Genomic DNA, 11631 nt, shown 5'->3' with positions numbered 1-11631 from the left:
ATTAAAGACAGTCTGCTCTGAGCCGTACATCATGTCGTAGGCAACCGTCGCAGCACCGATAATCGATTTCGAAATTGGTGGCAAGGAACCCGATAAACTGGCCGAGGTACCATTAATCACCAAGTCAAAAGCTTCGTTCAAGGCTTCAAAGCTCGAACTTTCAATACTCCCCTGATCTTGAAACAAGTCTACCAAAGCATCCGCTTTACTAACGGTTCTATTGGCCACCACAACCTTGCTTGGCTTTTCTTCAAGTATAGGCTGCAATACGCCTCTTACAGCACCACCTGCCCCTAAAATCAGTATTTTTTTTCCACTTAGGCTAATTCCATGCCCCTGAATGTCGGACACTAAACCCAAACCATCTGTATTGTCACCGCAAAGCAAGCCTTGCTCATCAAGGTACAAAGTATTTACAGCACCAGCCTTTTCAGCACCAAGGCTACGCTTGTCACACATGTCCCAAGCTTGCTCTTTGAAAGGCACGGTAACGTTAAGGCCTTTTCCTTCTGTCTGAGCAAAAAAGCCTTTGACCACTGATGTAAAATCATCGACTGGCGCTTCAATTTTATCGTAAGTAAGTGCCTGCTTCGTCTGCGTAGCAAACATGCTATGAATCAATGGAGACTTACTATGAGAAACGGGGTTCCCAACAACGGCATATTTATCTGACATGTATTTTTCCTTACTCCCTGAAGACTATCAGATCCAGTCCTGATGCGGCAAAAAGCGCTCGGTCAGTTCAGCTTCTCTTGAACCTGCTTTAGTCTGATAGTTGTAATCCCAACTGACCAGCGGAGGCATCGACATAAGTATCGACTCAGTGCGCCCTCCAGACTGGAGGCCAAATAGCGTACCGCGATCAAATACTAGATTAAACTCAACATAACGGCCACGACGATGCAATTGGAACTGTCGCTCCCTTTCGCCATACTCGCTATCTTTGCGCCGTTCGATGATCGGGCGATACGCCTTCACATAGGAATTGCCCACGGCCTGCATAAATTCGAAGCTCTTTTCGAAGCCCCATTCATTCAAGTCATCAAAGAATAAGCCGCCAACTCCGCGCGCTTCGTCCCGATGTTTCAGGTAAAAGTACTCATCGCACCACTTTTTATACTTAGGGTAAACCTCTTCACCAAAAGGCGCACAAGCTTCCGCTGCAACTTGATGCCATTGCTGGCAATCTTCTACAAAACCATAGTAAGGCGTTAAATCATAACCACCACCGAACCACCAAATGGGTTCAGCACCGTCCTTTTCCGCAATAAAGAAGCGAACATTGGCATGAGAGGTCGGTACATAGGGGTTATGAGGGTGCATAACCAAAGACACACCCATCGCCTGAAAGCGACGACCTGCCAACTCAGGTCTGGCACTAGTTGCCGAAGGCGGCAATGAGTCCCCGTAAACATGAGAGAAGTTAACACCCCCTTTCTCGAAAACAGCCCCATCTTTAATCACTCGAGTTCGACCACCGCCACCTTGAGGGCGCTCCCAGGCATCCTCTACAAAGCGCGCCTGACCATCACTTTGCTCCAGCCCTTCACAAATACTATCTTGCAAACCGAGCAAATAAGCTTTGACCTGTTCTAACATGCACTCACTCCTAATATTTATTCTGTATGCGCTGAGTTTATCCAACGCTAGACCCGTAGCGACTCTCCGCTTACCAGGTCTCTAATTTCTGAAGGTTTATCGAAGCCGCCAAGGCGGCCAGGCAGAAGATAATCAACTCTCCCCCTAAAGTAGTCTCGTGCTTCACGTAGGTTCATTGCCGGATGCTTGCCAGAAGGATTAGCCGAAGTAGACACCAGAGGTGCTCCGACTCGTCGACTAAGCTCAACAATTAAAGGGTGCGTACTAAGACGCAAGGCAACGCTTGAAAACCGCCCCTTGATATATGAAGGCACTCTGTTGGCTTCATCTGGCACCAACCAAGTAGTCGGCCTCGTAACCGGCGCTAGAAACTTACGCTGAAGTGCCTCGGGCAAATCCTTAAGTAAAACGTCAAAATAACAAGCCTCTCCTGAAACCAAGATCAAGCCTTTTTCAACGGGTCTGGTTTTCAAGTCCAGGATCTTATAAACGGCTTGCTTGTTGTCTGGATGACAAGCCAAGCCCCAAACCGCCTCGGTCGGATGTGCAATCACTCCACCACCCTTGAGAATATTAGCAGCAAACTGAACCTGCCATTCAGATAAACGACTTAGCGACACCCAAACCTCTCTTCCTATCGACGCTATTTACACTTCAAAAAGCACTTTAGACAAGTGACCATAATTATTGGGCTGAGTTTACTGATTTCACACGCTGATAGCCACCTGGCACATTAGAAATTAAACCTTTTAGCTCCAAGCTCACCAGGTTTTGCAATAGCACGCCAGCTTCCAGTTGGCTCTCGCTAGCTAGAACGTCAAAGGAGGTACACTGAAAATCAATCAGAGGTAATAGCTTTCCTTCATCGGGCAAAAGTTCATGTGACAACTGAGTTTCAGCTGCATGACCCTCAGCCTTGCCCACTATAGCGCTTGTACTGCGCCCAATCGGACTCTCACGCTTTGAGTTATTGGCGGAAGACGCTACCGTCATACAAGAGTCCCGACAAGGAAAAGCTAGAATATCCTCGACACATGTCACCAGCTGCGCTCCCTGTTTAATCAGATCGTTGCATCCGGCAGCCACTTCACTATCAATAGGCCCTGGAATGACATATACCTCCCGATTCTGTTCTATCGCATAATTCGCAGTGATTAATGATCCGCTTTTCAGGCCAGCTTCAACAATCAATGAACCCTGAGAAAGCCCCGAAATCAAACGATTTCGTCGCGGAAAATTTGCAGGCACAGGCAGAGACCCTAAAGCCATTTCCGACACCAGCACTCCTCGATCCATAATTTGCTCTGCTAGTTTTTGATTTTGCCTTGGGTAAACAAGATCTAAGCCCGTCCCCAAAACCGCACAGGTAATGCCACTTGCTTCCAAGGCTCCTCGATGGGCCAAAGTATCAACCCCCAAAGCCAAACCACTAACGACATTCTGGCCCTGAAGGCTCAACTCATAGGCAAAAGAATAGGCATGCTGTTTCCCGGCCATACTTGGTTTTCTGCTACCCACAACGGCTAAGGCAGGCAACAATAAAGACTCCAGACAGCCTTTCAGATAGATCATAGGCGGCGGACAAAATACTTCCTTTAATAAAGACGGATAGCCTGCATCCTCAATACTTAATATATGCTGTCGCGCAGGTTCCGACCACTCCATCAACGTCTCGGTCGAACGTGGAAGCGCCTGGGATAATGCAGCTTCATTAATGTTGACCATGGCTCGTGCCATCACTGGTTTAAGACCGCTTGAGCATAAAGCCTCGTAGTCAGCTTTCGTAAGCGCGTCAACGCTCCCAAAGTGAGAATAAAGGTGATAAAAAGTCTTCAGGCCCAAGCCTTTGACTGCAGAAAGTTGTGCGATGTATTCGCAACTTGAAGAAATAGCCATACGATCATCCTTAATCGATTTATTAGCAGAATGCCCTATTCCGGGCCTAGGTATACTTTGCCAAGCAATCGCCCAACAAAAAAGGCAGCTTAATCCTTAAGCTGCCTTCAGTTTACTTTAATCTTTACAGCCTCGCTAATTCAAGGCTCAGGTTCAAATCAAGGCGTACGAACCTCGTCCATCACAGCAAGTGGGCGTGTTGCTTTCAAAACCAAGCCGTAGCTCAATTTCTCAAAGACTCTAAACACCATTAACAAACCTGCACGCTGTGAAGGTAACTCAATCTTTTCTTTGGTGTAAGGATCACGAACCAAGCCGCCTCTCTTGTATACTGCGAGTACATTACCTTCCTTAATACCATCACGCTCGCCGCGGTTGATAACAACAACATTATACTGACCAATATTACCAACACCTGAAGCCACAGAAATCATCTTGCCTCGAATATCATGCTCTGGCTTACTTGGCACAAAATTAGAGTTAATCATTCTATCTTCAGTCGGCAACAAGCGGTCACCTTGGCGCAATTCTTCACTGCTACGAAGAATATTCAGCGTCACAACTTCTTTGTTTACTTGATCAACATCTGCAGTGGCAATCGCTTTCGCTTCAAGCCCCAATAATTCATTCGTTTCGGGGTCAATATAAGTCTCGCTAGAACGATATACGGCTACTTTCTCAGCACCCTTAACGTCACCTCGAGCGAAGACCGTATCACCAGTCCCGGTGATCAGGTGATTCTCACGACCGATAAGCACGTAAGGCGCCATTTCCATCTCTTCTTTTTCAACAATTCGGTTCTGAGACAAGAAACTGGCTATTGCATCAAGTGGAATCGTCGGAATCGCAGCAGAAATTGGCGTTGCCTTAATTTGAGGACTGAGCTTAACCACGCCATTTTGAGGGCCTGCCTTCAAGGTAGTAAGTCGCGGTTGGCCATTAATATATATCAGACCAATAATATCACCAGGATAGATAAGGTGAGGATTCGAGACCTGAGGGTTCGCATGCCAGATTTCTGGCCATAGCCAAGGCGACTTCAAAAAGCGCTCTGAGATATCCCACAAGGTATCACCCTTTACGACAACGTAACGATCCGGGTGGTTGTCAGCCAATTCAGGGGATGCCAAGACGGATTGAACCAGCGCCAGGCTTGTCAATATTACGGAGATGAGTAACTTTCGGATCATGTGCTGCCTACATAATAAATTTATGTCTAAGATATAAGTGTGCGAAAAAAAGGCACGGTATCTAGAAAACTATAGATCAAGATTTAACAATTTGTACTAATTTCCTTTTCTATAAGATAATAGTAGCAGTGATATCGTGACACGCACCACAATTTAATACTAGTACAGCGCTAATAAACCAGCCATAACAGGATCCACATGTCGATTTTAGAAATTTTAGAATATCCAGACCCTCGCCTTCGTACTCTGGCCAAACCGGTCGAAGAGTTTGATGACAATCTGCAAACCCTTATCGATGACATGTTTGAGACCATGTATGATGCTCCCGGCATTGGTCTGGCAGCAACACAGATAGATCGCCACCTCCAATTAATAGTGATGGACCTGTCAGAAGATAAGAGCGAACCACTGGTATTTATTAACCCTAAAGTCACTGTTTTAGAGGGTGAGCTAGAAAAAATGCAAGAAGGCTGCCTGTCCGTTCCTGGCTTTTATGAAGATATTAGCCGAATCGAACATGTGCTGATCGAAGCGCTAGACCGACAAGGCAAAGAGTTTAGCCTAGAAGCAGAGGGGCTACTAGCCGTTTGCATCCAACACGAAATGGATCACTTAAACGGTAAACTCTTTGTTGACTATTTAAGCGGTTTAAAACGTAATCGTATCAAAAAGAAACTAGAGAAGATTCATCGCAGTCAGGAACGCGCTTAAAACGCCTTTTATCATATCTGTGCGATTTTTATTTACCCAATTTAAAAAAGTGATTTCAGTTTGAAGATTATCTTTGCCGGTACACCGGAGTTTGCAGCCAAAAGCCTCCAAGCCATTATTGACCAAAACCATGAGGTCATCGCCGTCTACACTCAGCCAGACCGTCCGGCAGGGCGTGGCAAGAAGCTCGTAAAAAGCGAGGTAAAACAGGTAGCTGAAGCGCATGGCATTCCAGTATTCCAACCTGAAAAGCTGACAAACCCCGAGGCCCAGACGGAACTAGCAGCGCTCAAGGCAGACCTAATGATTGTAGCGGCTTATGGCCTGCTCCTACCTAAAGCAGTGTTGGACATGCCCACTTTCGGCTGTATCAATATCCACGCGTCTTTACTTCCACGCTGGCGTGGCGCTGCGCCGATTCAGCGTGCAATTCAGGAGGGTGACCGTGAAACGGGCATTACCATCATGCAAATGGACGTAGGCTTAGATACCGGCGACATGCTACTCAAACTCAAAACCGATATCACTGACCAGGATACTGGCGGTAGCCTTCATGACCGGCTCGCTGAACAAGGAGCCAGCGCGATTTTGCAATATCTCGAACAGCGTGAAACATTAGCGGCTGAACCTCAAGATAACGAACTGGCGAATTACGCACATAAACTGAGTAAACAAGAAGCTTGCATTAACTGGCAAGATAGCGCCCAACAGATCTGTCGCAATATCCGAGCGTTCAACCCTTGGCCGGTATCGTTTCTGGAGTTTCTTGATGCAAAAGGGAAAGTTCAGCGTGTCCGTATCTTTGAAGCATCAGAAGTCGAAACAAACGATGACCGAGTAGCCGGTACTATTCTGGAAAAAACCAAAAACGGCATCATTATCCAGTGTGGCCAAGGCGCTATCAGCATTCAGCAACTCCAACTTCCGGGGGCAAAAGCCATGGACGTTCAATCTTTCGTGAACGGCGGTAAAGCGCTATTAAATGCGGGAGAGCAGCTGAATGTCAATCATGACAACTAGGTCTGGCGGACGCAGTCGTCGCCAATCACGAGCTAGACGCTCCAAGCAAAATATCCGACTTCCTAAGCTACCTGCAATAGAAAGCTTAAGCAGCGTCAGAGCGCTTGCCAGCCATCTTTTACACAGTGTCGCTTATGAACAAAAGTCACTGACTGCACTCATGCCCATCGCTGCTGAACAGGTGGCAGATAAAGACGGCGCCCTTCTTCAGGAAATTGTCTATGGAGCCTGTCGCTGGTACGAGTATTTGGCAAATAACCATAATCAGTTTTTGGAAACACCGCTCCAGCACGAAGATAAACTGGTTGAAAGCATTCTAAAAGTAGGGGCTTACCAACTCCTATTCATGCGCACACCCGCCCACGCTGCAATTAATGAAACTGTGCAAGCCGCTGCCGAGCTGGGAATAGAGCACTTTAAGCCTTTGATCAATGCAGTGCTTCGAAAAATATCCGCCCTGCCAGCGATCGAAGCAGGTGAAGCAACAAACGAAATCATTAATGCCAGCTACCCTGAGTGGATTAAAGAAAAGGTTAAACATAACTGGCCAGAAAAGTGGCAAGATATTCTTCGCCAGGGAAATGCACGCCCTCCGATGACACTGAGAGTTAATCGACAGTTCGCTGAAAGTGACGAACCAAGACAACACTACCTGGATTTACTAACGGAACAGGAAATTGAAGCGCAAACTTGCGCCTTCAGTTCTTTCGGCATCCAGTTGCTCAAACCGGTTCCCGTAGCCGCTTTACCCAAGTTTCGCGAGGGCGCAGCAAGCGTTCAGGATGAAGCAGCCCAACTATGTTGTGACTTACTGGAACTAGAAGAAGGCCATAAGGTACTCGATGCCTGTGCCGCACCAGGCGGAAAAACCTGTGCGATCCTGGAATCCCAAACAGGTATTCACCTGACGGCGCTAGACTCTGAAGCAAGTCGAGCCGCAAAGATCGATGAAAACCTTAAACGACTAAATTTACAGGCAGAACTTAAGGTATCACGCGCCGAAGAGCTTGAGCAGTGGTGGGACGGTAAGCATTTTGACCGAATCCTGCTCGATGCACCATGCAGCGCCAGCGCAGTCATTCGACGCCACCCTGACATCAAACTATTGCGCAAAGAAGGTGATATAAAAGCATTGGCTGAACTTCAACTTCAGCTACTTACAAGCTTGTGGAAAACACTCAAACCAGGCGGGATATTGGTATACGCAACCTGCTCTATCTTCCCACAAGAGAATAGCCGAATTATCGAGCGATTCTTAAGACAGCAAGATCAGGCCGAATTATTCAAGATCGATGCACCCTGGGGGCAAGATACCGGGTTTGGTCGTCAATTATTCCCTCAAGAAAACGGTCATGATGGTTTTTTCTACGCCCGTTTAAAAAAACGCGGAAGCGAAATACCCGAATAAGAAGCAAGATTTATCAGATTAACCGTGTTTAGGGGATGAAAAGAGTCATTTTACTGAATTGGCGATTGACCCTAAATTTTGTCGGTATATTATAGCCCACGGGTCAAATGACTGAATAAACCGGTGCGTAGATCAACCTTATGAAAATTATCATTATCGGTGCAGGGCAAGTAGGCGGAACGCTTGCTGAAAACCTCGCAAATGAAGAAAACGACATCACCGTCATTGATCACAATGGCGCTCGACTGCGTGAGCTTCAGGATCATTTAGACATACGCACAATTCACGGCCAGGGTGCTCACCCTAACATTCTTGCCCAGGCGGGCGCAGAAGATGCAGACATGCTGATTGCAGTTGCAAATAGTGATGAAGTTAATATGGCCGCCTGTCAGGTTGCTTATACACTATTTCAGACACCCACCAAAATCTGCCGGGTCAGAGCGACACCTTATTTAGCCAAGAAAGAGCTGTTTTCTAACAAAGCCTTTCCCATTGATGTACTCATCAGCCCCGAGCAGGTTGTTACCAAACATATTACCCGCTTATTGGAATATCCTGGCGCTTTACAAGCACTAGACCTGGCAAACGGTAAGGCCAGACTCGTTGCCATCAGAGCATGCCAGGGCGGCCCCTTGGTCGGTCATGCCTTATCCTTGATCCGACAGCACATGCCCACTATCGACACCCGAGTGGCAGCAATTTTCAGAAAAGGCCAACCAATCATTCCTTCTGGTAACACGGTGATTGAAGAAGATGATGAGGTTTTCTTTATTGCCGCGACCGACCATATTCGCGCGGTAATGAGCGAACTGCAGCCTTTGGAAAATAAGTACAAGCGAATTATTATCGCTGGTGGCGGTAACATTGGTTTTCGCTTAGCCAAGTACCTGGAACGTCGTTATCAAGTAAAAATCATTGAAAACCATCACGAGCGTTGCGTGGCACTTTCCGAGCAACTCGAAAAGGCCATTGTTCTGCATGGTAATGCCGCCAATAAAGACATGCTATTGGAAGAGAACATCGAAGATACTGATGTTTTCATCGCCGTGACCAATGATGATGAAGCAAACATCATGGCCTCGATGCTTGCCAAGCGCATTGGTGCTCGCAAGGTGATGGCCTTGATCAGCAACCCTGATTATGTCGATCTGATCCAAGGCGGTGAAATCGACATTGCCATATCGCCTCAACAAACCACCATTGGCAGCCTGCTAACCCATATCCGAAAAGGAGATGTCGTTAATGTTCACGCCTTACGACGAGGAGCAGCTGAGGCGATCGAAGCCGTAGCACATGGCGACGAGCGCTCCTCAAAGGTTGTCGGTAAACGAGTCGATGAGATACCTTTACCAACCGGTACCACCATCGGCGCAATTGTCCGTCACCAGGAAGTATTAATCGCTCACGACCATATCCGCATCGAGCAAGACGATCACGTTATCCTCTTCCTGGTCGATAAGAAAAGAGTTCGCGAAGTCGAGAAGCTGTTCCAAGTCGGACTCGCTTTTTTCTAACCCTGTTTTAGTAGTTTTTTGGGAGATACAACCGGATGCATTTGTCTACAGTCAGCCGAATTCTAGGCATCCTGCTGATGATTTTTAGCCTGACCATGCTCCCGCCGATCATTGTTTCGCTCATCTATAACGATAATCAGCTCCATGCCTTCCTCGATGCTTTTGTTATTACGCTAGGCTTAGGGCTAATCATCTGGCTGCCTGTTCGAAACCATAAAAAGGAGCTTCGTGTACGAGATGGTTTTATCGTAACGGTTCTCTTCTGGCTGGTGCTCAGCCTGAGTGGTTCAGTGCCCTTATATTTATCTGACTCCCCTGATTTACGCTTCGTTGATGCTTACTTTGAGTCCCTATCGGGGCTAACCACCACTGGCGCGACCGTCATTACCGGGATAGATGACCTGCCCAAATCTATCTTGTGGTACCGACAACAATTGCAATGGCTTGGCGGCATGGGCTTGATCGTACTGGCTGTCGCCATTCTTCCAATGCTAGGCATTGGTGGTATGCAGCTATACCGAGCAGAGACTCCCGGCCCGGTAAAAGACAGTAAATTAACGCCTCGAATCACCGAAACCGCCAAAGCTCTTTGGTATATATACCTCGGGCTAACAGTCGCTTGCGCGCTATCTTACTGGGCCGCTGGAATGACCCTGTTTGACGCCATAGGCCATAGTTTTTCGACCATCGCCATCGGCGGCTATTCAACCCATGATGCCAGTATTGGCTATTTCGATAATAGCGTAATTGAACTAATCGCCATCTTCTTTATGTTTATCGCCGGGGTTAATTTCGCGCTGCATTTCACTGCATGGCGAAGCAATAGCTGGCGAACGTACTTTATGGACCCCGAGTTCCGCTTTTACGCATCGCTCATGTTGATCGTAACCATTATTACGATCGCAACGCTTTACTTCACCGATACTTATAGCTTCTCTGACTCTATGATTCGAGGCGCCTTTGAAGTTGTTTCCATCGCAACAACCACTGGCTTTGCTACAGCAGACTTCACAGCCTGGCCATTCGTACTGCCCTTCCTCTTATTCGTTGTTGCCTTTGTTGGCGGCTGTGCAGGCTCAACCGGCGGTGGCATGAAGGCGATTCGAATCTTACTCATCTACAAGCAAGGCTTGAGAGAAATCCAACGTCTAATTCATCCCAACGCCATTATTCCAGTAAAACTTGGCAAAAAGCCGGTTCCCGACCGTGTGATTGAAGCTGTTTGGGGCTTCTTTTCGGTTTACTTGTTCGTCTTCGTTATTTTGCTCTTAATGTTACTGGCAACGGGCTTGGACCAAGTCACTGCCTGGTCAGCTGTCGGTGCCAGTATTAACAATTTAGGCCCAGGCTTAGGTGATGTCGCACAACACTACGGCGACATTCCCGATACCGCTAAGTGGGTTCTATGCTTTGCCATGCTAATGGGCCGCCTAGAGATCTTCACTTTATTGATATTGTTTACCCCTGCTTTCTGGCGAAATTAAGGCCCTTATTAAAAACCGAGAAAATACCAATAAAGCAGACGAGTGCACTGACATAGCGGCCAATAAACCTTATGATTGATCAATAATAAAAATATAAGTGGCTGTCAGACATGCTTAAGCTCTCGTGCTTAAATACACTCTTTCTCATTTTTTTCCTATTTTTAGCCGGTGTATCTTCTGCATTGCAGGCCGAAAGTAATACGGCTCAAGCAAGCACGAATAAACTCCTTGTTATCGACCTGCGAGACAAAGATTGGTCTAGCAAACAATCTTTTAGCCTTGACGGCTATTGGAATACTTACTGGAACCGCTTCATTCCACCTCAGGACATCTACAAGACAGAAGAAAGCCCCATTAAATTTCCCGTTCCCGGTGTTTGGAATAAAAACCCCTATCGCTTTGTCGAGAATCAACGCGTTGACACAATGAAGGGTGAGCACATTCAAGAACAGCAGGTAATCTATCCTCCTCTGGGTCTTGCAACGTATCATGCAAAAGTTCTGGTGCCACAGAATTTGGAGCCTATCTATCTCTATATTCCTGACATGCCAAGCGCCTACAAGCTTTACATCAACGGCAATCTTAGCGCCCAAAACGGTAAGCCCGGTTATTATCAGAGCACTGAAACGCCTGAGTTTAGACCCAGAGTAATCAAACTCACCAATCATGCTAGCGAACTAGATATCGTGATTCATCTGTCTAATCACCATTATCGCGAGGGCGGCATATGGTTTAGTCTACGCATGACGGGCGAGGCCGGCCGTTTCAATATGGAGTATCGTCCGATCATATCGGCAGTCTTCTTTGGC

General features: G+C 47.0%; 11 protein-coding genes. 6 read left to right on the top strand and 5 right to left on the bottom strand.

All coding sequences use genetic code 11. The annotated features are described in order from the left end of the window. The 5 genes from aroE to A3763_RS25105 all read right to left on the bottom strand — a co-directional run. A partial coding sequence (gene aroE, locus A3763_RS25125) for a shikimate dehydrogenase (RefSeq protein WP_068760703.1) occupies positions 1-675 on the bottom strand: 675 nt, incomplete at its 3' end. A 27-nt stretch (positions 676-702) separates the two neighbouring features. Then, positions 703-1599, bottom strand: coding sequence for an oxygen-dependent coproporphyrinogen oxidase (gene hemF, locus A3763_RS25120; protein ID WP_068512821.1), 897 nt, complete (start codon positions 1597-1599; stop codon positions 703-705). 47 nt (positions 1600-1646) lie between these two features. After that, positions 1647-2219 carry an L-threonylcarbamoyladenylate synthase gene (locus A3763_RS25115; protein WP_068512824.1) on the bottom strand — a complete coding sequence of 191 codons (573 nt, stop codon included), beginning with the start codon at positions 2217-2219 and terminating at the stop codon, positions 1647-1649. A 64-nt stretch (positions 2220-2283) separates the two neighbouring features. Next, positions 2284-3495: a DNA-processing protein DprA gene (gene dprA, locus A3763_RS25110; protein ID WP_068760701.1), complete on the bottom strand. Its 1212-nt coding sequence runs from the start codon at positions 3493-3495 to the stop codon at positions 2284-2286. A gap of 158 nt (positions 3496-3653) precedes the next feature. Next, a complete protein-coding gene (locus tag A3763_RS25105; RefSeq protein ID WP_231872321.1) occupies positions 3654-4685 on the bottom strand; it encodes a LysM peptidoglycan-binding domain-containing protein in 1032 nt (343 codons plus the stop codon). A 198-nt stretch (positions 4686-4883) separates the two neighbouring features. Here A3763_RS25105 and def point away from each other — a divergent pair, with 198 nt between their 5' ends. The 6 genes from def to A3763_RS25075 form a co-directional block, all read left to right on the top strand. Further along, positions 4884-5396 carry a peptide deformylase gene (gene def / locus A3763_RS25100; RefSeq protein WP_068508982.1) on the top strand — a complete coding sequence of 171 codons (513 nt, stop codon included), beginning with the start codon at positions 4884-4886 and terminating at the stop codon, positions 5394-5396. 60 nt (positions 5397-5456) lie between these two features. Continuing rightward, positions 5457-6416, top strand: a complete 960-nt coding sequence (gene fmt / locus A3763_RS25095) for a methionyl-tRNA formyltransferase (protein ID WP_068512830.1) — start codon at positions 5457-5459, stop codon at positions 6414-6416. Then, positions 6397-7824, top strand: a complete 1428-nt coding sequence (gene rsmB / locus A3763_RS25090) for a 16S rRNA (cytosine(967)-C(5))-methyltransferase RsmB (RefSeq protein WP_231872320.1) — start codon at positions 6397-6399, stop codon at positions 7822-7824. Before fmt ends, rsmB begins: the two co-directional genes overlap by 20 nt. 140 nt (positions 7825-7964) lie before the next feature. Then, the gene (trkA, locus tag A3763_RS25085) at positions 7965-9338 is read left to right on the top strand and encodes a Trk system potassium transporter TrkA (RefSeq protein WP_068512833.1); all 1374 of its coding nucleotides are present in this window, start codon (positions 7965-7967) and stop codon (positions 9336-9338) included. A gap of 35 nt (positions 9339-9373) precedes the next feature. Continuing rightward, on the top strand, positions 9374-10822 hold the full coding sequence (locus A3763_RS25080) for a TrkH family potassium uptake protein (protein ID WP_068512836.1): 1449 nt from the start codon (positions 9374-9376) through the stop codon (positions 10820-10822). 110 nt (positions 10823-10932) lie between these two features. Further along, positions 10933-11631, top strand: a 699-nt coding sequence (locus A3763_RS25075) for a hypothetical protein (RefSeq protein WP_197483121.1), incomplete at its 3' end; no start/stop codon positions are given.

It is taken from the genome of Oleiphilus sp. HI0128, assembly GCF_001635365.1.
Note: the sequence above shows the minus strand (reverse complement) of the source record. Positions and strands in the feature narration are given on the sequence as shown.

Bases quoted from the DNA above. Each gene is read 5' to 3' on its own strand.
- rsmB (WP_231872320.1), top strand. From the start codon at position 6,397: ATGTCAATCATGACAACTAGGTCTGGCGGACGCAGTCGTCGCCAATCA.
- trkA (WP_068512833.1), top strand. From the start codon at position 7,965: ATGAAAATTATCATTATCGGTGCAGGGCAAGTAGGCGGAACGCTTGCT.
- def (WP_068508982.1), top strand. From the start codon at position 4,884: ATGTCGATTTTAGAAATTTTAGAATATCCAGACCCTCGCCTTCGTACT.
- hemF (WP_068512821.1), bottom strand. From the start codon at position 1,599: ATGTTAGAACAGGTCAAAGCTTATTTGCTCGGTTTGCAAGATAGTATT.
- A3763_RS25080 (WP_068512836.1), top strand. From the start codon at position 9,374: ATGCATTTGTCTACAGTCAGCCGAATTCTAGGCATCCTGCTGATGATT.
- A3763_RS25105 (WP_231872321.1), bottom strand. From the start codon at position 4,685: ATGATCCGAAAGTTACTCATCTCCGTAATATTGACAAGCCTGGCGCTG.
- dprA (WP_068760701.1), bottom strand. From the start codon at position 3,495: ATGGCTATTTCTTCAAGTTGCGAATACATCGCACAACTTTCTGCAGTC.